Origin of the sequence: Burkholderia sp. AU33803 (assembly GCF_002223095.1) — a bacterium.
Lineage (GTDB): Bacteria > Pseudomonadota > Gammaproteobacteria > Burkholderiales > Burkholderiaceae > Burkholderia.
Genome location: NZ_NKFJ01000006.1, coordinates 2,319,137 through 2,344,893, shown reverse-complemented (window position 1 = coordinate 2,344,893; position 25,757 = coordinate 2,319,137). Strand labels below are relative to the sequence as shown.

The following is a 25,757-nucleotide window of genomic DNA, read 5'->3' as shown; positions in this document are numbered from 1 at the left end:
GCCCGCAGCCGAATTGAACCGGCCGCGCGGCGATCTCGCGCTTCGCGGCCCTCTGGAAGGAGAGAGGATCGATGAACGCGAATTCGAAAGACGTGCCGACGGTCAAGCTGCTGATCGACGGCGCTTTCGTCGAGTCCGCCACGAACGAGTGGCGCGACATCGTCAACCCGGCGACGCAGCAGGTGCTCGCGCGCGTGCCGTTCGCGACCGTCGCGGAAGTCGACGCGGCCGTGCAGGCCGCGCATGCCGCCTTCGCGACCTGGAAGAACACGCCGATCGCCGCGCGCATGCGCATCATGCAGAAGTTCCAGGATCTCGTGCGCACGAACCAGCAGCGCATCGCGAAGACGCTGACGGCCGAGCAGGGCAAGACGATTCCCGATGCCGAAGGCGACATCTTCCGCGGCCTCGAAGTGGTCGAGCATGCATGCTCGATCGGTTCGCTGCAGCTTGGCGAGTTCGCGGAGAACGTCGCAGGCGGGGTGGATACCTACACGCTGCGCCAGCCGCTCGGCGTGTGCGCGGGCATCACGCCGTTCAACTTCCCCGCGATGATTCCGCTGTGGATGTTCCCGATGGCGATCGTGTGCGGCAACACGTTCGTGCTGAAGCCGTCGGAACAGGACCCGCTATCGACGATGGAGCTCGTCGAGCTCGCGATCGAGGCCGGCGTACCGAAAGGGGTACTGAACGTCGTGCACGGCGGCAAGGAAGTCGTCGACGCGATCTGCACGCATCCGCTCGTGAAGGCGATCTCGTTCGTCGGCTCGACGGCGGTCGGCACGCACGTGTACAACCTCGGCAGCGCGCACGGCAAGCGCGTGCAGTCGATGATGGGCGCGAAGAATCACGCCGTCGTGCTGCCCGATGCGAACCGCGAGCAGGCGATCAACGCGCTCGTCGGCGCCGGCTTCGGCGCGGCAGGCCAGCGCTGCATGGCCACGTCGGTCGCGGTGCTCGTCGGCAACGCGCGCGACTGGCTGCCGGACATCGTCGCGAAGGCGAAGGCGCTGAAGGTCAATGCGGGCGCGGAAGCCGGCACGGACGTCGGGCCGGTCGTGTCGAAGGCCGCGAAGGAACGCATCCTGTCGCTGATCGACGCGGGCGTGAAGGAAGGCGCGAAGCTCGAGCTAGACGGCCGCGACGTGAAGGTGCCCGGCTACGAGCAGGGCAATTTCGTCGGCCCGACGATCTTCTCGGGCGTGAAGACGAACATGTCGGTCTACACGCATGAAATCTTCGGGCCCGTGCTGGTCGTGATGGAAGCCGACACGCTCGACGACGCGATCGCGCTCGTCAACGCGAACCCGTTCGGCAATGGCGTGGGCCTGTTCACGCAAAGCGGCGCGGCCGCACGCAAGTTCCAGAGCGAGATCGACATCGGCCAGGTCGGCATCAACATCCCGATCCCGGTGCCCGTGCCGTTCTTCAGCTTCACGGGGTCGCGCGGCTCGAAGCTCGGCGATCTCGGCCCGTATGGCAAGCAGGTCGTGCAGTTCTACACGCAGACCAAGACGGTCACCGCGCGCTGGTTCGACGACGACACGACGGCCGGCCCGGTGAACACGACGATCCGGCTGCATTGAGCGGCGGAGGAACCCAACATGAAAATCGGTTTTATCGGCCTCGGCCACATGGGCGCGCCGATGGCGCTGAACCTGCTGAAAGCAGGCCATGAAGTACATGCGTTCGACCTGAGCGCCGACGCATTGCGCGCGCTGCAGGATGCCGGTGCACAGGTGGCCGCGTCGCCGCGCGATGCGGCCTCGGGCGCGACGTTCGTCATCACGATGCTGCCGGCCGCCCCGCACGTGCGCTCGGTGCTGTCCGGCGAGAACGGCGTGCTCGCCGGCCTCGGCGCGGGCGCGACCGTGATCGATTCGAGCACGATCGACCCGGCGAGCGCGCAGGCGTTCGGCGCGCTCGTGCGCGAGCACGGCGGCGCGTTCGTCGATGCGCCGGTGTCGGGCGGCACCGGCGGCGCGGCGGCCGGCACGCTGACCTTCATGGTCGGCGGCAGCGATGCGGATTTCGAGCGCGTGAAGCCGGTGCTCGCGGGCATGGGCAAGAACATCGTCCACTGCGGCGCGACGGGCATGGGGCAGGTGGCGAAGGTCTGCAACAACCTCGTGCTCGGCATCTCGATGGCGGCCGTGTCGGAGGCGATGTCGCTCGGCGTCGCGCTCGGCATCGACCCGAAGGTGCTGGCCGGCATCGTCAACACGTCGACGGGCCGCTGCTGGAGCTCGGATACGTACAACCCGTATCCGGGCGTGATCGAAACCGCGCCGTCGTCGCGTGGTTACTCCGGCGGCTTCGGCACCGACCTGATGCTGAAGGATCTCGGCCTCGCGAACGATGCCGCGAAGCAGGCGCGCCAGCCCGTCTATCTCGGCGCGCTCGCGCAGCAGCTGTACCAGACCATGAGCAGCCGCGGCGACGGCCAGCTCGATTTCTCGGCGGTGATCCGCCTGTATCAACCGGCAACCAAGAAGGACGCGTGATGATCGAACTGGACTACGTCGACGACGGCGCGATCGCGTGCGCGACGCTCAAGCGTCCGCCCGCGAACGCCTTTACCGCCGACGGGCTGCGGCAACTCCAGGCTACCGTCGCCGAACTGAATGCGAACCCGCGCGTGCGCGCGCTGGTGATCACCGGCGACGGCCCGAAGTTCTTCAGCGCGGGTGCAGACCTCAACACGTTCGCCGAAGGCGACCGCGCGGTTGCGCGCGCAATGGCGTCGCGTTTCGGCGCGGCGTTCGAGGCGCTGCACGACGCGCGCGTCGTGACGATCGCGGCGATCAACGGCTATGCGATGGGCGGCGGGCTCGAATGCGCGCTCGCGTGCGACCTGCGGATCGCGGAGACGCATGCGCAGATGGCACTGCCCGAACCGTCGGTCGGCCTGCTGCCGTGCGGCCTCGGCACGCAGACGCTGCCCTGGCTCGTCGGTGAGGGCTGGGCGAAGAAGATCATCCTGACCGGCGCGCGTGTCGATGCGGCCACGGCGCTCAGGATCGGCCTCGTCGAGGACGTCGTGGAGTCGGGCGCATCGCGCGATGCCGCGCTGGCGCTGGCACGCAACGTCGCACGGCAGAGCCCGCATGCGGTCGCTTACAGCAAGGAACTGATCGGCCTCGCGCGCCGCGGCGTGCCGCGCAGCGCGGCGCTCGCAGTCGAACGCGAGCGCTTCGTCGACCTGTTCGATACGAACGATCCGCGCGAAGGCGTGGCCGCGTTCCTCGGCAAGCGCGCGCCGCAGTGGCACAACGACGGAGAGCCGCAACGATGAGCACGCCGGTGACGAATCACGACGCGTTCGCGGAGCACGCACCCGAGGTGCTGTTCCGCGTGGTGAACCGCGTGGCGCTGATCACGCTGAACCGGCCGGCCGCGCTCAATGCGCTGTCGTACCCGATGATCGGCGAGCTGGCCGCGCTCCTCGAGCGCTGCCGCAACGACGACCAGATCGTCGCGGTCGTGCTGCGCGGCGCCGGCGAGAAGGGCTTCTGCGCGGGCGGCGACGTGCGTGCGCTGTACCGGATGGTCGCGCAGCGCGAAACCTGGCTGCCGTTCTTCGTCGACGAATACCGGCTCGACTACGCGATCCATACGTTCCCGAAGCCGGTGGTCGCGCTGATGGACGGCGTGACGATGGGCGGCGGCATGGGCCTCGCGCAGGGCGCGGCGTTGCGTGTCGCGACCGAGCGCAGCAAGATCGCGATGCCGGAGACGCGCATCGGCCTCGTGCCCGACGTCGGCGCGACGCATTTCCTGTCGCGCATGCCGGCCGAACTCGAGCTGTACGTCGGGCTGACCGGCGCGATGCTGTCGGGTGCCGACGCGCTCACGGCGAAGCTCGCGGATCTGTGCGTGCCGTCCGCCTGGCTCGACACGTTCGAGACGCGCATCGAAAGCGTCAAGTGGGAAGGCGATGCGCTGCCGTTGCTGCGCAAGGTGTTCGAGCCGCCGTGCAACGTCGTGCCGCATGCGGCGCTCGACAGCCAGATGCCGTGGATCGTGCGTCATTTCGACAAGCGCTCGACCGTCGAGCGGATCGTCGCGACGCTGACACAGGATCTTGCGCGCGAGGAATTGTCGCGCGAGCACCGTCAATGGCTGCAGGCGACGCTCGATGCGCTCACCGGCCATTCGCCGACGATGCTGTGCGTGACGCGCGAGGCGCTGCTGCGCGGCCGCCAGATGACGTTGGCCGAATCGTTCCGGATGGAGCTCGGCATCGTCGCGCGTGCGATCGAGGAAGGCGACTTCTGCGAAGGCGTGCGCGCGCATCTCGTCGACAAGGATCGCAAGCCGCGCTGGGCGCCCGCGTCGCTCGTCGAGCTGCGCGCCGAACGCGTGCGGCATTTCCTGACGTCGCCGTGGAAGCTGTTCGCGCATCCGCTGGCCGATCTCGGCGCGGCGTGATGCTCCGACGCGCCCCCGCGGCGCGTCGGATTCATTTCATCCCATCCTGTCCCGCTCACCGTCCGATCATCGGCGGCACCGCCTGCGCGAGCGCGTCGATCACGCAGCGCGTCTTGCGCGGCAGGTAGCGCGTCTTCGGCCAGATCGCGTGGATGTCGCCTTCGCAGACGAAGCAGCGATCGAGCACGACCGTCATCTCGCCGCGCTTCACGTACTGATCGAGCAGCCAGCTCGGCAGCCACGCGATCCCGAACCCGGATGCGCCGGCCGCCGCGATCGCCTGCACGTCGTCGAAACTGAGCTGGTGCGGCATGTCGACCCGCACCGTCGAGCCGTCCAGCGCACGCAAGTCCCACGGTTGAACCACACCCGAGCGTGAATACGCGATCGTCCGGTGGTCTTTCAGGTCGTCGAGCGTTTTCGGCATCCCGTGGCGGGCGAGATACGACGGCGCCGCGCCGAGGCTGCCGTATTGCGTGCCGAGCCGCCGCACCGCGAGGCTCGTGCTGTCCGCGAGTGTGCCGATCCGCACCGCGAGGTCGATGCCTTCCTCGACGAGATCGACGAAACGGTCGGTGATCGACACGTCGATCCGCAAATGCGGATAGGTGCGCGCGAGATCGAGCACGATGGGCGTCACGCAGTGATGCCCGAACGCGAGCGGCACGCTCAGGCGCAGCTTGCCGCGCGGCTCGTTGCGGCCGCAGTCGAGGTCGGCCTCCGCCGCTTCCAGTTCCGCGAGCGCGCGCACGCAGCGGTCGTAGTACGCCTGGCCGTCGTCGGTCAGGCTCTGGCTGCGCGTCGTGCGCTGCAACAGCCGCGCGCCGAGCCGCTTCTCGAGTCGCGCGACGGCCTTGCCGACGGCCGAGCGCGTCATGTCGAGGCGCTCCGCGGCAAGCGCGAAGCTGCCCGATTCCACTACCTGGACGAAGGTCGTCACGCCGTCGAGTCTGTCGGTCATGGGAGGGTCGTTGATTGAGTCCTGAAATTCCCCAGTCTGGAGAAATGCATGCGTCAATGGGGATGGGAATTCTCACTATAGTACCGATTCCCGCCCAGCGTGCGTCGCCGGCCGCGCGCGGCGCATCCCTCTTACCTGGAGGCGCGCGGCCCGTTGCCGGGTCGCGGCGCAATACGCATGACGCAATCCGACTCCCGCAGGAATGCGGTCGCGCTCGCGGCCGTCTGTCTCACGTCGCTGATGTTCGGCCTCGAAATTTCGAGCGTGCCGGTGATCCTGCCGACGCTCGAACACGTGCTGCATGGCGATTTCAACGGCATGCAGTGGATCATGAATGCGTACACGATCGCGTGTACGACCGTGCTGATGGCGGCCGGCACGCTCGCCGACCGGTTCGGCCGCAAGCGCGTGTACGTGATCGGCACCGTGCTGTTCGGTGCGACATCGCTGCTGTGCGGGCTCGCGCCGAACGTGCCGGTGCTCGTCGCGGGGCGGCTGCTGCAGGGCGCCAGCGGCGGCGCGATGCTGATCTGCCAGATTGCGGTGCTGTCGCATCAGTTCCGCGAGGGCCGCGAGCGCGGCCGTGCGTTCGGGATCTGGGGGATCGTGTTCGGCATCGGGCTCGGGTTCGGGCCGATCGTCGGCGGCGCGATCGTCGCGCTGGCAAGCTGGCCGTGGGTGTTCCTCGTTCATGCGCCGCTCGCGGCCCTCGCGCTCGTGCTGATCGGCGGCGCGGTGCAGGAGTCGCGCGATCCGCACGCGGGCAGGCTCGACGTCGCAGGCATCGTCACGCTGTCGCTCGCGGTGCTCGGCCTGGCGTTCTACATCACGCAAAGCGCGGCGCTCGGGCTGACCAGCGCGGCCGGCCTCGGCGTGCTCGGCGCGACCGTGCTGGCACTGGCCGGCTTCGTCATCGCGGAACGCGCCAGTGCGCGGCCGATGTTCGATTTCTCGGTGTTCCGGATTCGTGCGTTCACCGGCGCGATCTTCGGCTCGATGGGGATGAACTTCAGCTTCTGGCCGTTCATGATCTACCTGCCGATCTGGTTCCAGGTCGCGCTCGGCTACGACAGCGTGACGGCCGGCCTCGCGTTGCTCGCGTACACGTTGCCGACGCTGGTCGCGCCGCCGTTCGGCGAACGGCTCGCGTTGCGCTACGGGCCGGGCGTCGTGATCCCGGGCGGCCTGTTCACGATCGCTGCGGGGTTCGCGCTGATGCGGATCGGCAGCGCGGCCGACCATGCAAGCTGGATCACGATGCTGCCCGGCTGCGTGATCGCCGGCATCGGGCTCGGGCTCACGAATACCCCGGTGACCAACACGACGACGGGTGCGGTGCCGAGCGCGCGGGCCGGGATGGCGTCGGGCATCGACATGAGCGCGCGCATGATCTCGCTCGCGCTGAACATTGCGGCGATGGGTTTCGTGCTGGTCGCGGGGATCGTCGCGAGCCTGAAGGGCGGTGTCGCGGGCACGATCGGCGATGCGGCGCTGCGCCGGCTCGCGCAGGAGATTGCTTCGGGCCGCACCGACGGCTTGCACGAGATCGCACCGGCGCTCGCGCAGGCCGACCCGAGCGGCGCGGCGTTGCATGCGGCGCTCGTGCACGGGTTCGGCTGGGTGATGGTGTACGGCGCGGCGGGTGTGGCTGTGCTTGCGACGGCGAGTGCGGTGGCGTTCGCGCCGGCGCGACGCAGAGCGCCCGTGTGTGAATGACACCGCGCATGATCGGCGCGGCCGGCGCTGTGCACGCGCCGGTCAGGACATCCCGCCGCCGAGCGCGCGGTACAGTGTCATCTGGTTGTTGAGCCGGTTCAGGCGCGTCAGCTCGTCCGCGCTTTGCGCGTCGCGCAGCCGCTGCTGCTGGTCGAGCCACGGCTGCACGGCGGTCGCGCCGGCCGCGAAGCGCGCGGCGGCCAGCTGTTCGGCGCGCTGCGCCTGGGCCAGCGACAGCGCGCGCTGTTCGGCCTCGCGCTCGAGCTGCACGCGCGCCGACAGCGCGTTCTCGACTTCCGCGAGCGCCGTGTAGAGCGTCTGGCGGAACCCGACGACGGCTTCCTCGTACTGCGACTTCGACACCTTGATCTGCAGCTGCATCGTGTTCCACTGGATGAACGGCAGCGCGAGGCCGAGCCCGAGCGTGCCGACCGGATTCATCAGCACGCGCTCGAGGCTCGTGCTCGACGTGCCGGCCTGGCCGGTCAGCGTGAAGGTCGGATAGAAGCTCGTGCGTGTCGCGTCGACCTGCGCGAGCGACTCGCGCAGCCGGAATTCCGCCGCGCGCAGGTCGGGGCGCCGGCCGAGCAGGCTCGCGGGCAGGCCGGCGGCTACTTCCGGCGGCGCCGCGACGGGTAGCGCCGACGGCTCCGCTGCGAGTTGCTGCGGCGGCCGGTCGAACAGGATCGCGAGTGCGTGGCGATTCTCGGTGCGCTGCTGGATCAGTTGCGTCTGCGCGGCGCGTTGCGCGGCGAGGCTCTGTTCGGCCTGCGCGAGATCGAGCCCCGACACGGCGCCGGCCGCGTGCCGCGACCGGACGACCGCGAGCGTGCGGACCGCATACGCGATGTTCGCGTCGCCGAGTGCGATCTGCCGGTTCAGATAACCGATCTGCCAGTACAGCGACGCGGTCGTGCCGATCAGCGACAGCCGCGCGGCTTCGAGATCGGCGGCCGTCGCGTCGGCTTCCCAGCGCGCGGCGTCGCGCAGCGCGGCCAGGCGGCCCCACAGGTCGATTTCATAGCTGAGCGAACCGGTCACGCCGCTCGTCCGGCTCATCTGGTGCGTATCGAGCGTGCGCGACACGGCGCCGTTCGCGCCGAGCGACACGTTCGGTGTCAGGTTGGTATCCGCGAGCCCGGCTTGCAGTTGCGCGCGGTACACGCGGATCGCCGCGATCGCGAGGTCGTTGTTGGCGCGCAGCGCGTCGTCGATCAGCGCGTCGAGTCGCGGATCGCCGAAGCTGTGCCACCAGTCGCGCGTGGTGGCCGGAGCGCTGGCCGCGACCGGTGCCTCCCAGTTCGCGGGCATCGCGACGGCCGGCAGCGGTTCGTGGCGCGCGCCGGCACAGCCGGCGAGCAGCGCGGTTGCGCACGCGAATGCGCCGAGGCGGTGAAGGGGTGGCGAATGCGTCATGGCGGGCCTTGCGTCAGTCGCGCGCGAGCGCATCGATCGGATCGAGCCGCGATGCGTTGCGCGCGGGCATGAAACCGAAAATCACACCGGTGAGCGTCGAGCAGACGAACGCGGTCACGATCGCGCCGGCCGAGAACACCATCTTCCACTGCACGACGAACATCGAGAACAGCGCGCCGAGCCCGAACGACAGCGCGATGCCGATCGTGCCGCCGAGCAGGCAGACGAGCACGGCCTCGACGAGAAACTGCTGCAGGATGTCGGACTGGCGCGCGCCGACCGCCATCCGGATGCCGATTTCGCGCGTGCGCTCGGTGACCGACACCAGCATGATGTTCATCACGCCGATCCCGCCGACGACGAGCGAGATCACCGCGATCAGCGACAGCAGCAAGGTGAGCGACTGGCCGGTCTTCTCGACGGTCTTCACCACGCTGTCCATGTTGTACGTGAAGAAGTCCTTGCGGCCATGGCGCTGCGTCATCAGCTTTTCGAGGCTTTTCTCGGCGGCGGCGCTCGGCTGCCCGTCGCGCACGCGCACGGTGATGCTGTCGAGATAGCGCTGCCCGAACAGGCGCCCGCTCGCGGTGGTGTACGGCACCCACACGATCAGGCTCTTCACGCTGCCGAACGCGCTCTTCTTGTCGGCGGTCACGCCGATCACGACGCACGGCACGTTGTCGATCAGGATCACTTCGCCGATCGGGTTGCGCGTCGCGCCGAACAGCTTGCGGCGCGTGTTCTGGTCGATCACGGCCACCTGCACCTGGCGGCGCACCGCGTCCTCGTCGAACGCGACACCCAGCGCGAAGCGCATCCCGCGCGCCTGGAAGAAGCGGTCGCCGACGCCGCTCACGAGCGCGTTCACGTCGACGTTGCGGTAGCGCAGCAGCAGTGTGCGCGACGTTTCGGGCGTCGCGCTGTCGACGTACGGCTGTTCGGCGAGCGCGGCGACATCGGCCGGCACGAGCGTCTGGATCGCGTCCGCGCGGCTGTCGCCCCAGTCGGTGCCCGGATAGAGGTTGATCGTGTTCGTGCCGATGCTGCCGATCTCGTCGAGCATGTAGCGCTTCGCGCCTTCGCCGATCGCGACGATCGACACGACCGACGTGATGCCGATGATGATGCCGAGCATCGTCAGCAGCGTGCGCAGCCGGTGCGACACGAGTGCAATCCACGCCATCCGGCAGGCCTCGGCGAAGCGGCCGGAGCCGGCGGCGAAGCGTGGCGTGCGCGTGCCGGTGCCGGTATCGGGATGCGCATCGGTGTCGACCGGTGCGGGCGGCGGGGGCGTGTCGCGGCGATCATCAGCGGGTAGCGCGCCGGTTTCCGCTCCTGTCGCATCTGCCGCTTCTGCCGCATCCACGCCCGCTTCCGCGAGGGCTTCCGCATAGTGGCGATTCGGCCGATCGGCGACGATCTCGCCGTCGCTGATCTCGATGATGCGCTTCGCATGGCGCGCGACGGCCTTGTCATGCGTGACGATGACGATCGTATGGCCGAGCGCGTTCAGCTCGTGCAGGATGCGGATCACGTCCTGGCCGCTTTTCGTGTCGAGCGCGCCGGTCGGTTCGTCGGCGAGGATCACCTGGCCGCCGTTCATCAGCGCACGCGCGATGCTCACGCGCTGCTGCTGGCCGCCGGACAGTTGCCCGGGACGATGGTGCGCACGATCCGCAAGCCCGAGGCGCGCGAGCAGTTCGCGTGCACGTGCGTGCCGCTCGGCGCGCGGCGTGCCGGCATAGATCGCGGGCATTTCGAGGTTCGCGACGGCATCGACGTGCGGCAGCAGGTGGTAGCGCTGGAACACGAAGCCGAAATGTTCGCGGCGCAGTTGCGCGAGCTCGTCGCTGTCGAGCATGTGCGTGTCGCGGCCGCCGACCGTGTAGGTGCCTTCGCTCGGATGATCGAGGCAGCCGAGGATGTTCATCAGCGTCGATTTCCCGGAGCCCGACGCACCGACGATCGCGACGATCTCGCCCGCGTGGATCGACAGGCTGACGTTGTTCAGGACAACGACATCCTTGTCGCCGGCCGGAAAGCGTCGCGTGACGGCCGAGAGTTTCAGCAGGGGCTGGCTCATCGTCACACCACGTCCGCGAGCGGTGCGTGGTCGTCACCGGCCGCGTCGCCGATCACGACGCGTTCGCCGTCCTTCAGGCCGGCCAGGACTTCGACGCGTACGTTGTTGTTGATGCCGATGCGGACGTTGCGCGTTTCCGTGCTGCCGTCGGCGCGCAGCACGCGCACCGCGTAGGTGCCGTCCTTGCGTTTTTCGCCGAGCGCGGCGGCCGGAATGTTGAGCGCGTTGCGTGCATTGTCGAGCACGATATTGACTTGCGCGGTCATCGAGATGCGCAGCCGATGCTCGGGGTTCGGCACTTCGAACAGCGCGTTGTAGAACACGGCCGAGTTCGGCTTCGTGCCGCCGCCGAGCGGGCTCTGCGCTTCGGCATAGTTCTGCGGCGCCGGCTCGATCGCGCGCAGCTTGCCGTAGTGACGCTTGTCCGGTTCGCCGAGGATCGTGAAATACGCGGTCTGGCCGGCACGCACGCGGATCACGTCGGCTTCCGATACCTGCGCCTTCACGGTCATCGTGTCGAGATCGGCGAGCTTCAGGATCACCGGCGCCTGCTGCTGCGCGATCACGGTCTGGCCTTCCTGCGTGACGATCGCGACGACTTCGCCGTCGATCGGCGCGACGATGCGCGTGTAACCGAGGTTGGCCTGCGCGGTTTCGATCTGGATGCGGGCCGAGCGGATCTGCGCGGCGAGCGACGCGAGGGTCGCTCGCTGCACGTCGAGCGTCGCGCGTGCGGCCTCGAACGATTCGCGCGAGGTCGCATCGTCGGGCAGCATCGCCTGCTGGCGCTTGAATGCAAGTTCGGCCTGCGTGAGTTGCGCGGCGGTCGATTGCTGCTGCGCGCGCAGGCTTTCTTCGCTGGCGCGCGCCTGGCGCAGCGCGTTTTCCGAGATCACGGGATCGATCTCGGCGAGCCATTGGCCCTTCGTGACCTTGTCGCCGAGCCTGACCTTCAGCGATTTCAGCTGCCCCGACACCTGCGCGCCGACATCGACCTGCCGGAATGCCTGCAGCGCGCCGGTCGCCAGCACCGCGTTCTCGAGATCGCCGCGCGAGACGGGCGCGGACAGGTATTGCGGATGCTTGTCGGGCGCGCACGCCTTCAGCGTGACGCCGGCGGCGATCGCCACGATGGCAAGGGTAGCCAGCACGATGCGCCGGCGGCGATGGGTCTTCTGAGTCATGAGCGTGCGGCGAGGATCAGGCGGTGCCGGCGATGCGTGCGGCCGGGCGGGACGATCCGGTCGGCGTCGCCTGTCGGGCAGGGTGCCCGCGACGGCATCCGCGTACGCATCGCGCGGGCGTGCCGAGTCGAATCAGCCGCTCATGGTAAGCGAGGACATCCCGCCAAATCGTGTGGAAATTGTGCTGAATTGTGCGAACGCCGCACGGGAACGGAGGCCGTGCGGCGTCATTGTTGCGGACCGTGACAACGGTACGCGAAGGTTCGTGCGGGTGTCGCGGCGTGCGCTGACGTGCGTTAACGCTGCGCGGCGACGAGCGACATCATCGGCCGGTCGTGTTCCTCGTCGAGCGCGGGCCATTCGGGTGCGCCGTCGAGGCCGTGAATCGAGCGGTTCAGGCGGCGGTAGCCTTCGAAGAAGGCCGGGTCGTCGTAGAGGTTCCGCGTCATGCATCGGGCCGCGCGCCCGATCCCGCCCGCTTACGCGCGCTGCCCACCCGCGTCGATCCTGCGTTGCGTGTCGGCATCGACGATGTCGCGGATCGCGCGGAACAGCGGCGCGGCGTCGGTGTAGCGGCGGCCGTAGCCGAGATTGAACGCGTAGTCGAAATCGGGCGGATTGCTGCCCTGGTTGTGCTGCAGGATCGTCTCGAGCTTGTCGAGCGCCTTCGCCGCGCGCGCTTCCGGCGTAGCCGCCGCCTCGTATTCATCCCACAGCGCGACGATTTCGTCGCGTTGGGCGGGGTCGAGCGGTGCGGTCAGCGTCAGCAGGTCGTCGCGTTCTTGCGCGCTTTTGTCGGGGTGCGCGGCTTGCTCGATCGCGGGAACGTCGCCGTGCAGTGCCTCGCCGAGATCGTGGACGACGCACAGCTTCAGCAGCTTCAGCGTGTCGATGCCGGGCAGCGCGTCAGCGAACACGAGCGCCATCAGGCACAGCCGCCAGCTGTGTTCGGCCGTGCTTTCCGCGCGCCCGGACGACGTGTGGCCGCTGCGCAGCACATCCTTCAGGCGTTCGGCTTCGCGCAGGAAAGCGAGCCGCGCGTGGATCGTATCGGGGGTCATGGTCGGCGTCCTTGCGATGAGCCGCCTAGCGTAATGCGGGTGGGTGTGCTTCGTCCACGCATGAAATATGCGTGGCGAGGGCGCTTGCCGCGCCGCTACTTTGCAAACAGCCCGGCCCAGCAGAACAGCGCGAAGAAGCCCGTTTGAACACCGACGATCAGGCGGAACAGCCAGGGGTTGCTGCCGCGCGCCACCCGCCTGCCGCCGGCGTTGGCCACACCCGAGCGAAGCGCAACGAGCACGGCCGCGCCCGTATAGAGCATGAACGCGACGATCACGAGTTCTCGCATGACAAGCGTCGACATGTGGCATGTCCCCTGGGCGTGCTGCCATTCACGTTGGTATGGGTTGCGTGGCATGCCGGACACGTTGAAGGTCGCCGCACCGTTGCCGGCATGCGGTGCTTCATCGCGCCCCGGCCATCACGCATCCTGGAGCGTCTCCACGAGCCGCACGGCCGAGCCGTCCGACAGTGTCATCCGCGTCCACCGGCACATGCTGCCGCGGATCGGCACGACGCGCGACGCATTCGCACCGGTGTCGAATTCGACGCTCGGTGGCCCGGCGTGGTCGTGCCAGCCGAGCGAGTCGAGCGCGGTTTCCATGCGGGCGATCTCCGGCGTCGCGTAGCGCCACAGCGACGTGCCGAGCAGCATCGACAGCGGCTGCGAGAATTCGGCCGCGCGCGCCGGAGAAGAAGCGAGCAGGCGGTGCGTGAGGTCACACACGAGATGCATGCGGCCCGCGCTGCCCGAGACGAGCCGCGCGAGCGCGTGATCGCCGGCCGAATCGAGGCGCGCGGCGAGCAACCGCTCGGCGGTCGCGCGCTCGTCGGGCGACATCTGCTGGCGGCCGGCTTCCCAGCGGGAGATCGTCGATTGCGCGACGCCGAACAGCTCGGCCGCGTGGTTTTGCTTGACGCGATGCAGCGCGCGCCAGCGCTTGAGTTGCGGGCCGAGCGGTGGGGCGTGAAGGGGGGAGGCGGTCATGGTGGTGCTCCGTTCGGGGTGTGCGTCGCGTTCGCGCCGCGTTTCGGCAGCGATGGATGGAATCGTCATTCCCCTGGCGCTTGAATCGTGACGAGTTCGACCGGAACCAGCGCTGCGCCGCCGAGGACAAGATCGCCGTCGGCGGCGGCCGTGATCGGCGTGGGTTCGATCGCGAGATTCATGATTGCCATGGCCTGCGTCACCTGCCGGGCATGAATCGTGTAGGGCCGGTCGAGCAGTTGCGCAGCCACCTTGGGCGATATCTCGAAGCCTTGGGCGGCGTAACGCATTCCGGCGATGTTGCCTTCGAGCGCGGAACCGTCGCGCGCGGCGATGAACCCGTGCGCGGCTGCCGTCACCCGATCGACTGCTGAAGCGCCAACCGGCAGCACGACGCGGTAATGGCCTTTGACATGGCCGCCTACTGCGCGGAATCCGGTGAACGACCAACGCAGTGATGTCCGGTAGTCGGCCGACATGGCGGATCGGAGTGTGTCGGGCAGATCGAGGACGAAGTGGACGGGGCGGCCCAGCACGATCAGCTTCGCATGGTCTTTCGTGACCATGAAGCCGGATACCGCTTCATCATACGGCTGTTCCCGTACCAGCCCCGACTTGAAAAACTGATCCTCGGACGGCGGCTGTTCCGTTTGTACTTGTGGTTCGTGGCAGCCCGGCAGCGCGATGCAGCCCGCGACCAATGCGGCGGCGTGCCAGAACCGGCGTGCGATCGATACGGTCATGGTCTTGTCCCGTCTTGTGCGGTTCGGTTCTTTTGATGCCCTCGTAGCGGGATTCTCGCGTATCCACCGCGCGTTGTCGAACGGGAAATCTGCCTTGGCAGCGGTCGGTGGCCCCTGTCCGTGCCGACGACGTTTTCGCCGCCGCTTTCAACCGTCTCCTGCATATCTTATTATTCGGCCAGTGCGGAGGTATACCGGCCATCCAAGGTCATGTCGAGGCATGACGCGCCGGTACGAATTACCGCCTTTCGGCCGCACTCTGCACGATGCGCGGTCGAAACGACAGGACACGCGTGACCCGCGCGTATCCCAAAAAAATGACGAGAGGGCGCGATGGTACGACTGGTCTTGCTGCTGCTGGGCATCGAATACTTGCGCACGCGCTGGCGCGGGCTGACCGTGCTCGGCTGGGTGTGGGTCGTCGCGGGCGTCGTGATCTTCGTGGATGCGCTCGATGGCGCGTTGCACTTCCCGATCCAGATCTTTGCGTGGCTGTTCCTGATCGAGGGGCTCGCGACGCTCGCGGTGGCCGGCAGCGGCGTCGGCGGGCAGCGCATCCTGCGCTACGTGAAGGGGATCGTGGTGGTGGTTGCCGCCGGGCTCGTGTTCGCGGGGCATCACCATGGCCATTTCCTGCTGTCGATGATCTTCGGCACGCTGTTCCTCGTCGACGGGCTGCTGCAGTGCACTGCAGCGTGGATGGTGCGCTATCGCCGCTGGAACGTCGCATTCGCCTGGGGCGTCGTCGAGATTCTGCTGGCCATCTTCTTCTACCAGCCGTACCCGACGCACTACGTGGGCACCGTGCCGTATTGCCTCGGCCTGCTGCTGATGTTCGGCGGGATGCACATGCTGAGCCTTGCCGCACGCGTGCGGCGGCTGACGCGCAATCCGGCGTTCGCGACGTCGCCGGCACCGGCGCTCGCACCGGATCTCGACGATGCGCGCGACCGGCCGTATTTCGCGCAATCCGAATGGGACGGCCCGCCGGCCGACGGCGAGCATGCACTCACCGTGCACGTGTGGACGCCGACCGGCACGTCGAAGGCCGAAGCGCAGCGCTATCCGGTGATCGACCGCTATATCGCGGCGGTGGACGTCAACGGCGTGATCTCGACCGGGCACGCGGCGCTGGAGTCGCCCGAGGGCATCTATATCAGCCTGTATCCGGGCGTCGAAATCGATCGTTCTCCGGACGAATTCACGCGCATCCTGCGCGCGACCCGCGAGAACGACGTGCCGGGCCTGTTCCAGCCCGACTACGCGACCGAGTCGAAGGCGTGGTGCCCGTCGACCGTGCGCGTGCGGATCCGCAACTACGATCCGTCGAAGCTGGATGCCTTCTGGACGTCGTACCGGCAGAACTTGACGTACAACCTCACGCACCGCAATTGCTCGAGCACGGTGTCGAACGCGCTCGAAGCCGCGCTCGACGGCGCGGTGTGGCGGCTGAAGAGCACGCGGGCCGGGTGGGGCGCGTTCGTGCGACTGCTGCTCACGCCCGAGCTGTGGGTCGCCGCGCAGATCCGCAAGCGCGCGGTGACGATGGCGTGGACGCCCGGGCTCACGCTCGACTATGCGCGCGCGCTCAGCATGCTCGCCGACCCGCGGCCGTTCGCGTGGTGGAAGGTCGCGCGCTCGGCCGTGAAGGCGATCATGACGTCGCGCCGCACGTGGCGCGAGCAGGACCACGCGGCGCTGTCGCCCGGCGGATCGGAGGCAGCGTCGATGAAGTGATCGCGTGCCGCCGGACGCGGGCCCGGCGTCACTGCGGCCGCCACCGCGCGGCCGCGCGATGTTGCCCGCCACGAGAACTCCCCTACGCAAACAACAATGAACAAGACGAGAGCATTCCGCATCCTGATTCCCGCCGCGCTGGCGCTGACGAGCGCCGGCTTCGCACAAGCGAGCGCGGACGAAGTGCCGCGCATGAGCGACGACGTGTACCGCACGTCGGTGTCGTTCTGCTCGAACGTCGCGGCCGCCGAGAAGATCGAGTGCCAGGGCGACATGATCGCCGCGGGCAGCCGGATCGTTGCGGCGATCGGCGGCCTGCCGCCGGCATCCGCCACGTCGATCGACGAAGGCGCGCGCAACAAGCTGCCGGCGGCGGAGCGCAAGGGGCTCGCGCCGGTCGAGCCGCGCGCGATCGACAAGGACGATGACCTCGCCGGTCTCGCCGGCATGGTGCGTCTGTGCGACGTCTACGAATCCGAACCGGCGTCGCGCGCGCGGCATCACGCGGCGCTGAAGCAGCAGGCGCCGGACGCCGCACCGCGCGTCGAGGCGTTGCTGGCCGATGCGTCGACGGCGGCGCGCCAGCGTGTCAGCATCGGCGTGTGGCAGATCCTCGCGCTCGAAGGCCCCGAATCGATCACGCGCGCGTGTACGCAGCTGGGCGCCGGGTCGTGAGGGGCGGCGTGCCGCCGCGTCGGCGGCGCGCTTCAGACATGTGAAGCGGCGCGCGACGCGCCGGCGCGTACCCGCACCTGCGCGCGTGCCGCCGGAAATCTTTCGTCCAACTTCACATTCGTGCCATGTTGCGTCGGCAACAATCGCGGGCAGACATTCGACAACCTTGCGGCGCATCCCGCGACCGCAAGCCTTTTCCGAGGAAACGCCATGCTCAAGACGCTCGCCCGCGCCGCTGCCGCACTCGCCGTCGCTTCCGTTTCACTGCACGCCACCGCGCAGACCAGCTACGACTACCTGTTGCTCGCCGCGTCGTGGGAACCCGGCTTCTGCGCGTCGCACGACACGCCCGAATGCACGAACCTCGCCGGCACGTACGCGGCGACGAGCCTGTCGCTGCATGGTCTGTGGCCGAACAACTACGACGGCAACCAGCCGTTCTACTGCGGCGTGCCGCAGAACGACATCGACCTCGACAACGCGCACCAGTGGTGCAGCATGGACGCGTACCCGATCAGCAGCGCGACCCGCAACACGCTGTCGACGTACATGCCGGGCGTCGCGTCGTGCCTCGACAAGCACGAGTGGTTCAAGCACGGCACCTGCTCGAATTCGGCATCGCCCGACGCGTACTGGAACCAGGCGTCCGGCATGATCAGCCGGCTCGGCAACACGTCGTTCAACGCGTTCCTGCAGGCGAACGCGGGCAAGACGGTCACGCGCAACCAGTTGCTGTCGGCGTTCGAAGGTGCGTTCGGCAGCAACACGCGCAGCGCTGTGTCGCTGAAGTGCACGAAGACGAATGGCGTCAGCTACTTCACCGAAGCGTGGATCGCGGTGAAGACCAATGCGACCACGCAGTTCCCGAGCGCTGCATCGCTCGTGACGGATGGCAATACGCAGGGCACGTGCCCGACGTCGGGTGTGTATATCGCGAAGTAACGGGGAAAGAAGGGGCGGTGCGCGCGATAACGTGCGCGCCGTCGCCCGTTACGGCTTCGGCGGGAGGCCCGACCACAGCAGCCGGGCCAGTTCCGGCGCGTCGAGCTGCGGCTCGAGTTCGTCGATCGCATCGGGCAGCGCATGCCACGGCACCGCCGGATTTCGGTGATGCTGCAGATGAAGGTTGATGTGATACGGCCACACGAGCACGCGGCCGATCCAGCCCGTGCGCCACGAATACGTCCAGTCGGCCCAGCCGGGCGTCACATGCGGGCCGCCGCTGTGCTCGGCCATGCTGCGGATCTTCTGTAGCAGCACCGACAGCGTGAGCAGCGGCACGAACCACAGCGCCGCGATCAGCAGGATCGTCTGCGCGGAACAGGTCCAAGCGAGCAGCGCGACGATCGCCACCCACACCGCCGCGGCTGCCTGGAACGGCAGGCCGAGCCGCGTGTTCTGTCCGCCCGCGCGCCGGAATGCCGCCATGTTGCGCACCATGTTCAGCACGAACAGGTCACCGAGGAACTGCCGCGCGAGCGGCCATGCGTCGAGCGGCCGGAACCGCCACGGCTGGTCGTGATAGAGGAACTGCCGCTCCGGATCCTGCGCGGTGCCGAGATGTCGGTGATGCGCGAGATGCAGCGGCCGGTAGAACTCGACGGGCACGAGCCCCGGCACGCCGATCGCGACGTTGATCAGGAAGTCGTTGAAACCGCGGCGGCGCGTCAGGTGATAGTGGGTCGCGTCGTGATACAGGATGAACAGCGCATGCTGCCGCGTTGCGACGACGAGTACGGCAAGCGCATACAGGTACCACGCGCCGAGCGCGGTGGCCACCCGGATCGCCACGACGATGCACGCCCATTCGAGCAGCGCGGCCGCCATCGTGCGCAGGTCGGCTTTGGCGCGCAGCAGCCCGAGCGTGAGCGCGCCGGCCGCGATGCCGATCGCGCCGCCCCATGCGACGTCGGCGGCACGATGCTGGCCGGTGGTCAGGACCGTCACCATCAGCAGCGCGCTCCACGCAGCGAACAGCACGGCCGACCGCCGCCGGAGCGCCAGCAGCACGATGGCGATCGCGACCGGCAGCGCGACGTGCCCGCTCGGCGATGCGGCAAGCGGCGTGTCGATCCGCTGCAGCCACGCGATCCAGCCGTCATGAGCGGGTGGCCATGCAACGGCGGTCGGATACAGCAGATGGCACACGAGGCAAATGCCGGCCGCGAGCGTGCCGGCGAAGAACGCCGGCAGCAGCCATGCACGGCCACGCTCGAGCCACACGAGCGCGGGCATCAAGAACAGGTAGCTCAGGTAAAGCGGCACGGTGCCGGGCAGCAGCGGCACCGCGCGATCGAGTGTGCTCGCCGGAATGAACGTGACCGGCCCGAGCGGCAGGTGCGTGACGAAGGAGTAGAAGGCGCCCGTCACGACCAGATAGGCGACGAGCAACGGCCATGGCCGGGCGATCGGCGTGTCGTTCGCATCCTGGTGGGAAACGGCGTTGGACATGGCGGGAGCGGGCGGGTAACGGGCTATCATAGCAAGCTGTTCAGTCTTGCAGGAGTAGCCGATGGAGTTGCGTGCCACCGCCGTCGAACGAGCGGCCCTGGGCCCGGACGACATCGACCGGATGTTCTCGTTGTATGCGGCGTCCTATTGCGACACGGTTCGTGCGCAGTTCGACCGCGACCTCGGCGACAAGACGCACTGCATCGTGCTGCGCGACGGCGGCGGCGCGATCCAGGGTTTCTCGACGCTCAAGCAGTACGAGACGCGCTGGCGCGACGCATCGATCCGCGTGATCTTTTCCGGCGATACGATTATCGATCCCGCGCACTGGGGCACGCAGCATCTCGCGTTCGCGTGGATCCGCCACGCGGGCGACGTGTGGCGGCAGGCACCCGCCGTGCCGCTGTACTGGTTTCTGATCTGCAAGGGGCATCGCACCTATCGCTACCTGCGCGCTTTCGCGCGCGACTACGCGCCGCGTGCCGACAACCTGACCGCCCCGGCCACGCAGGACCTGATGGATTACCTCGCCGCGAGCCGATACGGGCACGCGTACGACTCCGCCACCGGCCTGCTGTCGTTCGACACGCCGCAGGGTCGGCTCGCGCCCGCACTCGCGGAGGTGCCGGCCGCACACCGGCGGCTGGCCGACGTCGACTACTTCCTCGCACGCAATCCCGGCTACGCACAGGGCGACGAACTCGTGTGCCTGTGCGAGCTGTCGGCGTCGAACCTGCGGCCGCTTGCGCGCCGGCTGTTCGACGGGGTGTGAGCCACGCGCATGCGGATCCGTCTCGCGCAATCGGCCGACAACGCGCGCATTCTCGATTTCCAGTCTCGTCATGCGATGCAGGGCAGCTTGCCGCTGCGCTTCGATCGTGCGCCTGACTACTTCGCGCTGCATCGCTGCCACGCGCCGCATCATGAGGTCTGGCTCGCGGAAGATGAGCGTGCGTCACTGAAGGGGCTTGCGAGCCTCGTCGTGCGCGACGGCTATCTCGGCGAACGCGCGCAGCCGGTCGCCTATCTCGGCGATCTTCGGTTGATGCCTGACCGGCGCCTGTCGCGCGAGTGGGCCGACTCGGTGCGCGCTCGCTTCGCGACGCTGCGCGCCGAAGCCGGTGTGCAGCATGCGTATTGCTGCATGATCCGCGACAACCGGCTCGCGGTGCAGTCGCTGGCGCATTCGCGGCGCGAGAACCGGCTGCGCTTCTCGCATTGGCACGGCTACGAGAACGTGTCGATTTACGCGCAGCGCGGGCTGTCGTCGGCGCCGCGCAGCGTGCCCGGCGTGCGGATCGTCGACGCGCAGCCGCATCACGCGGACGCACTGCGCGCGTTTCTCGATGCCGAATCGCGCCGCCAGCCGTTCGGCAGCGTGTTTTCCGCGGACGAATTCGCGCGCCGGCTCTCTACGTGGCCGTCGTTCGGCATCGGCGCGTTCCTGCTGGCGCTCGACGCGCACGAGAACCTGCTCGGCTGTGTCGCTCCGTGGGATGCCGGCGATATCAAACGGATCGTGCTCGAACGGCTGCCGTTGCCGCTGCAGGCGGTCCGTATCGCATTCAATGCGCTCGCGCCCGCATTGCGCCGCCCGCGTATCGCGGCGCCCGGCGAGCCGTTGCGCGACGTCTATCTGACGCATCTGCAGGTGCGCGACCGCGATCCGTCCGTGTTCGCGGCGCTGCTCGATGCCGCGTGGCTGCGGGTGCGCAACAGTCATGCGCTGATGCAGTTGTGCCTGTACGACGGTGATCCGCTCGGGGCAGCGCTCGCGCGCTACCACGCGGCGCGTACGCCGATGGATCTCTATACGCTGTCGACCGGCGAGCCGGTCGCGCCGATCGATGGCCTGCTGGCCGGCCGCGTGCCGGGCTTCGAGATCTACCTCGTCTGAGCGCGCGTGACGTGCAGCAGGTCGGCGAACGCGAGCCAGAAGCGGCCGGCGTCAAAGCCGAGCCCGCCGAGCACGGGCTGGCCGTGGTCGAGCCGTGGCAGGCAGATCTGCGGGATACCGGCCATCACCTGGTGTTCGAGATAGAACTGTCCGTCGTGTGCGCAGCCGGGACGATGCCCGTTCAGCCGCCCGTGATGCGAATCGAAGCGCGTGGATGCCTCGACGGACCAGCTCACGCCGTGCACGAGATGCAGGTCGCGCGGCAGCGCGGCAAGCATCTCGCCCACGCGCGGATCGCGTTGGCTGCTGATGTCGCGCGTGCCGGCATCGGCCCAGCGCGTACGCAGCATGCGGCGTGCGATGCGGTCGGGCCACGGCGCGGCTGCCCGCGGCGGCATGCCGTGGCGGAAGATCGTATCGACGATCGCGGACGGCCCGCACGGCGGCTGCATCAGCGCGAGGCCGGCACAACGCGCCGCCAGCGCCGGGTCGCCGACGAGCGCGGCGAGCGTGTCGATGCCGCCCTTGCTGTGCGCGAGCGCGACGAATTCGCCGCCGGCCGGCAGGTGCTTGCGCAGGTATGCACCGATATGCGCGCCTTGATCGAACACGCCGCGCGCGGAGCGCACCGGCACTGTCAGCACGCGATAGCCGGCCGCGCCGAGCGTCTGCCGCGCGCCGCGATTGCAGCCGGGCAGCCATTCCGAATACAGCCCGGCGACGAGCACGACCGTCGTCGCCAGCGGCAGGCGGGCGGTGCGCCGTGTCCAGCCTTCGATGAACGCGTCGGTCCGGTCGAGGTCCGGCACGGCACGCGTGAACGGCGTCGCCGGATAGTGACGGCGCCAGTCGTCGAACCCGTCGGGCGTCCACGGCGCGCGTGTCATGCGTGCGACTCCGGCTCGGGTTCGGCGGCGGCCAGGTACGGTTCGAGTGCGGCGCGTGCAGCGCGCAGCGCCGCGTCGCTGTCGAGGCGATCGGGATGGAAGCGCGGCGAGAACCAGAACAGCCACATCGGCATCACGCGCGTGAAGATGCCCGGCGCGACGAACAGCCAGCGCAGCAGTTGCAGCCAGCCGCGCAGGTTCCAGGTCCGCCCGTCGACGGCGACGAGGCGATGTACAAAGTAGATCAGGTCGATCACGAAGTAGACCGAGATCCCGAGCATGGCTGCACAGCGCACGACATAGCGCCGCACCGCGTTCGGCATGGCCGCCGCGAATACGTCGAATGCGACCGTCTTGTGTTCGGTTTCCTCGATCGCATGCCAGCGCCACACGGCCGCCATCGTCGGGTCGGCGCCGTCGAGGATCGCCGGGTCGCTCAGCAGGCGGTACGCGAGGATCGTCGTGTAGTGCTCGAGGCACGCCGTCAGCGCGAGCCGCGTGACGGGCGCTACCTGCCGCGCGGCATTGCGCTGGCGTTTTTCGAGCAGTGCTTCGAGCGCGTCGACCGGTACCCGCTGCGACGCGAGGCGCGCGTTGTAGAGCCGGTGCACGCGGATATGCGACGCTTCCTGCCGCACGAACGCATCGACGTCGGCCGCGAGCGCGGCATCGCCGCCCACCTGGTCGCGAAACGGCCGCACGCTTTCGATGAAGAAGCGCTCGCCGAGCGGGAACATCACGGAAAACGCGTCGAAGAAGCGCGTGACATGGCACGTGCCGCGATACCAGAAGCGCGGAATGCGTTCGTCGATCGCGAAGCGCACGTCGCGGGTCGGCATGCGCGACGCGGGGCTGTCGCCTCTCGGGCGGCGAAACGGCCGCATGCTAGTGCCGCCCCGCCAGGGACGGGGCGCGGGCCGTTACCGGCGGCTGACGCATCTGTTGTATCCTCCCGTGCAAACAACCGCCATTCCGAGCCATGAACCGACCGAGCGCGCAAGCCGCCGCCGCGCAGACCCGACGTTACGACCGGGCGAACCTGCTCGTGCTCGCGCTGCAGAGCGTGGTATGGGCCGGCACGCTCACGTGGCTCTCACATACCGGCGTTGGCGCGATCAAATGGCTCGTGCTCGTGCCGTTCTGCCTCGTGATGCAGGGCGTGTTCTCGATGATGCACGAAACCTTCCACGGGTTCGGGCATCGCCGGCCGATCGCGAATTATATGATGATGTGGTGGGCGTCCACGATGTTCGGCGCGGCCGCGACGCTCATTCACGTCAACCATCTCGGCCATCACGTGCGCAACCGCACGCGTGCCGAGCGCGCGGATTTCGCAACGGCGGACGAATCGCTGCTGCGCAAGCGCATCGAATACTACGCGGCGATCCTCGGCGGTATCTGGCTCGGCAGTTTCGTCGGCAGTTTCGTGCTCGCAATTGTGCCCGGCCGCACGATGCAGCGGCTCGCCGCGCGCGGCGACGACAACACCTACGCGGCCGCTTTCAAGGAATTCACCACGGCCGACTTTCGCCGCATCCGCTACGAAACGCTTGCCGCAGTCGGCGCCTGGCTGCTGGCCGGCTGGCTGCTCGACTGGTCGGCGTCGGCGGTGCTGGTTGCGTATGTCGCATTCGCGTTCTCGTGGTCGTCGCTGCAATGGGTGTACCACATGCGCACGCCGCTCGACGTCGTCGAAGGCACGTACAACATGCGCGCGCCGACACCCGTGCGCTGGCTGTTGCTGAACTTCAACTACAACCTCACGCATCATCGGCGCCCCGCATTGCGCTGGCAGGACATGCACGCGGTGTCGGACCTGCGCGAGACACGGCCGTTGTGGTACGGCTGGCTCACGATCTTCGCGCCGCCGCGCCGGCTGCCCGACGATCTCGCGCAACTCGACAAGACCTATTTCTGATGGATATCTTCGCCCGCAGCCCGGCCGACGCATGGCACACGTTCGCACGCGCCGCGCAGCCGGACGTCGATCGCTGGCAAGCCGGCCTCGACGCACCGGGCGACACGCAGGCGCGGCGGCTGATGGCGCTGCTCGCTGCGAACCGCGATACGGCATTCGGACGCCGGTTCGGCTTCGACCGGATCGACAGCCCCGCGCAGTTCCGTGAACGCGTGCCCGTGCATGCGGCCGCCGATTTTCTGCCGTGGCTCGATCGCGTGTCGCAAGAACGGGAACCGGTGCTGACCGCCGAGCGCCCGGTGTTCCTCGAATGCACGAGCGGCAGCACCGCGCGCCAGAAACTGATTCCCTATACGCCCGCGTTCCTGCGCGAACTGCAGGCCGCGATGATCGTATGGCTGGCCGACATGTATCGCGCCTGTCCGGCGCTCGGCGAAGGGCGCGCGTACTGGTCGATGTCGCCGCCGCTGCAGGCGCCCGGCGTCGCGCCCAACGGGATTCCGGTCGGCGCGGCGAGCGATCTCGACTACCTCGGCGACAGCAGCGCGGCCGCGCTCGCGTCGACGCTGCTCGTGCCGCCGCTGACCGGTGACGCGTCGACGTGGCGACGCGAGACGCTGCGTGCGCTCGTCGCGGACGAAGGGCTCGCGTTCATCAGCGTATGGAGCCCGACGTTCCTGACGAGCGTGCTGCGCCCGCTGTTCGATCGCGACGATGTCGACGGCGCGCGCGATCTCGCCTGGGTCGACGCATCGCTGTCGGCCGACCGCCGCGCGGCGCTGCGCGGTGCGATCGAGGCGGCCGATTGCCGTGCGCTGTGGCCGCGCCTGGCCGCCGTGAGCTGCTGGCTGGATGGCCCGAGCAAGCATTACGCCAATGCGTTGCGCGTGCGGTTTCCGCAGGCGCAATGGCTGCCGAAGGGGGTGTTCGCGACGGAAGGTGTCGCGAGCATTCCGTTCGGCACGGGCGACGGTTGCCCGCTTGCGATCGGCAGTCACTACCTTGAATTCGTGTGCGACGACGGCAGCGTGTGCGACGTTGAAGGGCTGCGCCCCGGCGACGACGTGCAGGTGCTGCTGACTACGGGCGGCGGGCTGTATCGCTATGCGCTCGGCGATCGCGTGCGCGTGGTCGGCATGACTGCGCGCACACCGCGCATTGCGTTCGTCGGGCGCGCGGCGGCGAGCGTCGATCTCGTCGGCGAGAAGCTCGACGAACAGCTTGCGGCCGACGCGCTGAACCGCGCGCGTGGACAGCACAGCGAAGTCGGCGCATGCATCGTACCGTGCGTGGCGAAAGAAGGGCTGCCGCACTACGTGCTGTGCGTTGCCGGCGACATCGGCACCGATGCAGCCGACGCAATGTGCGCAGCCGTTGAAGCCGAACTGGTGCAGGCGTTTCACTACGCGCACGCACGCCGCCTCGGCCAGCTCGGCCCGCTGCGCGTGCGCGTACTGGGCCGGTCGCCGGCGCGGCTCGGCGACCTGCAGCAGCAGGCGTCCGAACGGGCCGGCATCCGTGCGGGCGACGTGAAGCCATGCGCACTCGTGACGCGGTTGCCGGTGGCCGACGCGCTGCTGGCGATGACGAATGACTGACGCGATGAAC

General features: G+C 68.5%; 23 protein-coding genes and 1 pseudogene. 12 read left to right on the top strand and 12 right to left on the bottom strand.

Translation table 11 applies throughout. The features are described from left to right. The first annotated feature begins 71 nt into the window (after positions 1–71). The 4 genes from CFB41_RS27840 to CFB41_RS27825 are packed head-to-tail and all read left to right on the top strand — an operon-like array spanning position 72 to position 4,431. Positions 72–1,586 carry a CoA-acylating methylmalonate-semialdehyde dehydrogenase gene (locus tag CFB41_RS27840; protein WP_089458682.1) on the top strand — a complete coding sequence of 505 codons (1,515 nt, stop codon included), beginning with the start codon at positions 72–74 and terminating at the stop codon, positions 1,584–1,586. An 18-nt stretch (positions 1,587–1,604) separates the two neighbouring features. Beyond that, the gene (gene mmsB, locus CFB41_RS27835; RefSeq protein ID WP_069252269.1) at positions 1,605–2,504 is read left to right on the top strand and encodes a 3-hydroxyisobutyrate dehydrogenase; all 900 of its coding nucleotides are present in this window, start codon (positions 1,605–1,607) and stop codon (positions 2,502–2,504) included. Further along, the gene (locus tag CFB41_RS27830; RefSeq protein WP_089458681.1) at positions 2,504–3,295 is read left to right on the top strand and encodes an enoyl-CoA hydratase; all 792 of its coding nucleotides are present in this window, start codon (positions 2,504–2,506) and stop codon (positions 3,293–3,295) included. Before mmsB ends, CFB41_RS27830 begins: the two co-directional genes overlap by 1 nt. Further along, positions 3,292–4,431, top strand: a complete 1,140-nt coding sequence (locus CFB41_RS27825) for an enoyl-CoA hydratase/isomerase family protein (protein WP_089441878.1) — start codon at positions 3,292–3,294, stop codon at positions 4,429–4,431. The genes CFB41_RS27830 and CFB41_RS27825 overlap by 4 nt, the downstream gene beginning before the upstream one ends. A 55-nt stretch (positions 4,432–4,486) precedes the next feature. Here CFB41_RS27825 and CFB41_RS27820 read toward each other — a convergent pair whose 3' ends face one another. Next, the gene (locus CFB41_RS27820; RefSeq protein WP_089458680.1) at positions 4,487–5,392 is read right to left on the bottom strand and encodes a LysR family transcriptional regulator; all 906 of its coding nucleotides are present in this window, start codon (positions 5,390–5,392) and stop codon (positions 4,487–4,489) included. Positions 5,393–5,569: 177 nt separating this feature from the next. Here CFB41_RS27820 and CFB41_RS27815 point away from each other — a divergent pair, with 177 nt between their 5' ends. Further along, on the top strand, positions 5,570–7,108 hold the full coding sequence (locus CFB41_RS27815) for an MFS transporter (protein WP_089458679.1): 1,539 nt from the start codon (positions 5,570–5,572) through the stop codon (positions 7,106–7,108). 42 nt (positions 7,109–7,150) lie between these two features. On the opposite strand, the gene CFB41_RS27810 is transcribed toward CFB41_RS27815, so the two are convergent. From CFB41_RS27810 to CFB41_RS27780, 8 genes and pseudogenes are all read right to left on the bottom strand, one after another. Then, on the bottom strand, positions 7,151–8,524 hold the full coding sequence (locus tag CFB41_RS27810; protein WP_089458678.1) for an efflux transporter outer membrane subunit: 1,374 nt from the start codon (positions 8,522–8,524) through the stop codon (positions 7,151–7,153). 13 nt (positions 8,525–8,537) lie between these two features. Further along, positions 8,538–10,607, bottom strand: coding sequence for a MacB family efflux pump subunit (locus CFB41_RS27805; RefSeq protein ID WP_089458677.1), 2,070 nt, complete (start codon positions 10,605–10,607; stop codon positions 8,538–8,540). Between the two features lie 2 nt (positions 10,608–10,609). Continuing rightward, positions 10,610–11,791: a macrolide transporter subunit MacA gene (macA, locus tag CFB41_RS27800; protein ID WP_089458676.1), complete on the bottom strand. Its 1,182-nt coding sequence runs from the start codon at positions 11,789–11,791 to the stop codon at positions 10,610–10,612. A gap of 299 nt (positions 11,792–12,090) precedes the next feature. Beyond that, positions 12,091–12,240: pseudogene (locus tag CFB41_RS37780) on the bottom strand (SAM-dependent methyltransferase); the annotation flags it as partial. Positions 12,241–12,270: 30 nt separating this feature from the next. Continuing rightward, positions 12,271–12,852: an HD domain-containing protein gene (locus CFB41_RS27795; protein ID WP_089458675.1), complete on the bottom strand. Its 582-nt coding sequence runs from the start codon at positions 12,850–12,852 to the stop codon at positions 12,271–12,273. 95 nt (positions 12,853–12,947) lie between these two features. Next, positions 12,948–13,157 (bottom strand): hypothetical protein, encoded by a 210-nt coding sequence (locus CFB41_RS27790; protein ID WP_089458674.1) that lies wholly within the window; start codon positions 13,155–13,157, stop codon positions 12,948–12,950. 117 nt (positions 13,158–13,274) lie between these two features. Then, on the bottom strand, positions 13,275–13,841 hold the full coding sequence (locus CFB41_RS27785) for a helix-turn-helix transcriptional regulator (RefSeq protein WP_089459013.1): 567 nt from the start codon (positions 13,839–13,841) through the stop codon (positions 13,275–13,277). 65 nt (positions 13,842–13,906) lie between these two features. Beyond that, positions 13,907–14,584, bottom strand: coding sequence for a hypothetical protein (locus CFB41_RS27780; RefSeq protein WP_089458673.1), 678 nt, complete (start codon positions 14,582–14,584; stop codon positions 13,907–13,909). A 333-nt stretch (positions 14,585–14,917) separates the two neighbouring features. On the opposite strand from CFB41_RS27780, the gene CFB41_RS27775 reads away from it, so the two are divergent. The 3 genes from CFB41_RS27775 (at position 14,918) to CFB41_RS27765 (ending at position 17,938) form a co-directional block, all read left to right on the top strand. Beyond that, positions 14,918–16,321 carry an HdeD family acid-resistance protein gene (locus CFB41_RS27775; RefSeq protein WP_089458672.1) on the top strand — a complete coding sequence of 468 codons (1,404 nt, stop codon included), beginning with the start codon at positions 14,918–14,920 and terminating at the stop codon, positions 16,319–16,321. Positions 16,322–16,417: 96 nt separating this feature from the next. After that, on the top strand, positions 16,418–16,996 hold the full coding sequence (locus CFB41_RS27770) for a hypothetical protein (protein WP_089458671.1): 579 nt from the start codon (positions 16,418–16,420) through the stop codon (positions 16,994–16,996). 210 nt (positions 16,997–17,206) lie between these two features. After that, positions 17,207–17,938: a ribonuclease T2 gene (locus CFB41_RS27765; RefSeq protein WP_069252254.1), complete on the top strand. Its 732-nt coding sequence runs from the start codon at positions 17,207–17,209 to the stop codon at positions 17,936–17,938. 48 nt (positions 17,939–17,986) lie between these two features. Here CFB41_RS27765 and CFB41_RS27760 read toward each other — a convergent pair whose 3' ends face one another. Next, a complete protein-coding gene (locus tag CFB41_RS27760) occupies positions 17,987–19,447 on the bottom strand; it encodes a fatty acid desaturase family protein (protein ID WP_089458670.1) in 1,461 nt (486 codons plus the stop codon). A gap of 61 nt (positions 19,448–19,508) precedes the next feature. Here CFB41_RS27760 and CFB41_RS27755 point away from each other — a divergent pair, with 61 nt between their 5' ends. Together CFB41_RS27755 and CFB41_RS27750 are read left to right on the top strand one after the other, a co-directional pair. Further along, positions 19,509–20,219 (top strand): hypothetical protein, encoded by a 711-nt coding sequence (locus tag CFB41_RS27755; protein WP_089458669.1) that lies wholly within the window; start codon positions 19,509–19,511, stop codon positions 20,217–20,219. A gap of 9 nt (positions 20,220–20,228) precedes the next feature. Further along, positions 20,229–21,344: a hypothetical protein gene (locus CFB41_RS27750; protein WP_089458668.1), complete on the top strand. Its 1,116-nt coding sequence runs from the start codon at positions 20,229–20,231 to the stop codon at positions 21,342–21,344. Here CFB41_RS27750 and CFB41_RS27745 read toward each other — a convergent pair. Then, positions 21,332–22,231 (bottom strand): hypothetical protein, encoded by a 900-nt coding sequence (locus CFB41_RS27745; RefSeq protein WP_089458667.1) that lies wholly within the window; start codon positions 22,229–22,231, stop codon positions 21,332–21,334. The genes CFB41_RS27750 and CFB41_RS27745 overlap by 13 nt on opposite strands. Continuing rightward, positions 22,228–23,070, bottom strand: coding sequence for a metal-dependent hydrolase (locus CFB41_RS27740; protein ID WP_256941217.1), 843 nt, complete (start codon positions 23,068–23,070; stop codon positions 22,228–22,230). The genes CFB41_RS27745 and CFB41_RS27740 overlap by 4 nt, the downstream gene beginning before the upstream one ends. A gap of 140 nt (positions 23,071–23,210) precedes the next feature. Between CFB41_RS27740 and CFB41_RS27735 the strand changes: the two genes are divergently transcribed. Both CFB41_RS27735 and CFB41_RS27730 read left to right on the top strand, forming a co-directional pair. Continuing rightward, a complete protein-coding gene (locus CFB41_RS27735; RefSeq protein WP_089458665.1) occupies positions 23,211–24,149 on the top strand; it encodes a fatty acid desaturase in 939 nt (312 codons plus the stop codon). Continuing rightward, entirely contained in the window at positions 24,149–25,747 is a 1,599-nt protein-coding gene (locus CFB41_RS27730) for a GH3 auxin-responsive promoter family protein (protein WP_089458664.1), read from the top strand. Before CFB41_RS27735 ends, CFB41_RS27730 begins: the two co-directional genes overlap by 1 nt. Positions 25,748–25,757 lie beyond the last annotated feature (10 nt).

What these genes read in the sequence shown, in the direction of transcription:
- CFB41_RS27795 (WP_089458675.1), bottom strand. Translation starts at nt 12,852, where the DNA reads ATGACCCCCGATACGATCCACGCGCGGCTCGCTTTCCTGCGCGAAGCC.
- CFB41_RS27755 (WP_089458669.1), top strand. Translation starts at nt 19,509, where the DNA reads ATGGAGTTGCGTGCCACCGCCGTCGAACGAGCGGCCCTGGGCCCGGAC.
- CFB41_RS27770 (WP_089458671.1), top strand. Translation starts at nt 16,418, where the DNA reads ATGAACAAGACGAGAGCATTCCGCATCCTGATTCCCGCCGCGCTGGCG.
- CFB41_RS27730 (WP_089458664.1), top strand. Translation starts at nt 24,149, where the DNA reads ATGGATATCTTCGCCCGCAGCCCGGCCGACGCATGGCACACGTTCGCA.
- CFB41_RS27815 (WP_089458679.1), top strand. Translation starts at nt 5,570, where the DNA reads ATGACGCAATCCGACTCCCGCAGGAATGCGGTCGCGCTCGCGGCCGTC.
- CFB41_RS27805 (WP_089458677.1), bottom strand. Translation starts at nt 10,607, where the DNA reads ATGAGCCAGCCCCTGCTGAAACTCTCGGCCGTCACGCGACGCTTTCCG.
- CFB41_RS27760 (WP_089458670.1), bottom strand. Translation starts at nt 19,447, where the DNA reads ATGTCCAACGCCGTTTCCCACCAGGATGCGAACGACACGCCGATCGCC.
- CFB41_RS27785 (WP_089459013.1), bottom strand. Translation starts at nt 13,841, where the DNA reads ATGACCGCCTCCCCCCTTCACGCCCCACCGCTCGGCCCGCAACTCAAG.
- CFB41_RS27820 (WP_089458680.1), bottom strand. Translation starts at nt 5,392, where the DNA reads ATGACCGACAGACTCGACGGCGTGACGACCTTCGTCCAGGTAGTGGAA.
- CFB41_RS27740 (WP_256941217.1), bottom strand. Translation starts at nt 23,070, where the DNA reads ATGCCGACCCGCGACGTGCGCTTCGCGATCGACGAACGCATTCCGCGC.
- CFB41_RS27790 (WP_089458674.1), bottom strand. Translation starts at nt 13,157, where the DNA reads ATGTCGACGCTTGTCATGCGAGAACTCGTGATCGTCGCGTTCATGCTC.
- CFB41_RS27765 (WP_069252254.1), top strand. Translation starts at nt 17,207, where the DNA reads ATGCTCAAGACGCTCGCCCGCGCCGCTGCCGCACTCGCCGTCGCTTCC.
- CFB41_RS27825 (WP_089441878.1), top strand. Translation starts at nt 3,292, where the DNA reads ATGAGCACGCCGGTGACGAATCACGACGCGTTCGCGGAGCACGCACCC.
- CFB41_RS27745 (WP_089458667.1), bottom strand. Translation starts at nt 22,231, where the DNA reads ATGACACGCGCGCCGTGGACGCCCGACGGGTTCGACGACTGGCGCCGT.
- CFB41_RS27735 (WP_089458665.1), top strand. Translation starts at nt 23,211, where the DNA reads ATGAACCGACCGAGCGCGCAAGCCGCCGCCGCGCAGACCCGACGTTAC.
- CFB41_RS27780 (WP_089458673.1), bottom strand. Translation starts at nt 14,584, where the DNA reads ATGACCGTATCGATCGCACGCCGGTTCTGGCACGCCGCCGCATTGGTC.
- CFB41_RS27810 (WP_089458678.1), bottom strand. Translation starts at nt 8,524, where the DNA reads ATGACGCATTCGCCACCCCTTCACCGCCTCGGCGCATTCGCGTGCGCA.
- mmsB (WP_069252269.1), top strand. Translation starts at nt 1,605, where the DNA reads ATGAAAATCGGTTTTATCGGCCTCGGCCACATGGGCGCGCCGATGGCG.
- CFB41_RS27750 (WP_089458668.1), top strand. Translation starts at nt 20,229, where the DNA reads ATGCGGATCCGTCTCGCGCAATCGGCCGACAACGCGCGCATTCTCGAT.
- macA (WP_089458676.1), bottom strand. Translation starts at nt 11,791, where the DNA reads ATGACTCAGAAGACCCATCGCCGCCGGCGCATCGTGCTGGCTACCCTT.
- CFB41_RS27830 (WP_089458681.1), top strand. Translation starts at nt 2,504, where the DNA reads ATGATCGAACTGGACTACGTCGACGACGGCGCGATCGCGTGCGCGACG.
- CFB41_RS27840 (WP_089458682.1), top strand. Translation starts at nt 72, where the DNA reads ATGAACGCGAATTCGAAAGACGTGCCGACGGTCAAGCTGCTGATCGAC.
- CFB41_RS27775 (WP_089458672.1), top strand. Translation starts at nt 14,918, where the DNA reads ATGGTACGACTGGTCTTGCTGCTGCTGGGCATCGAATACTTGCGCACG.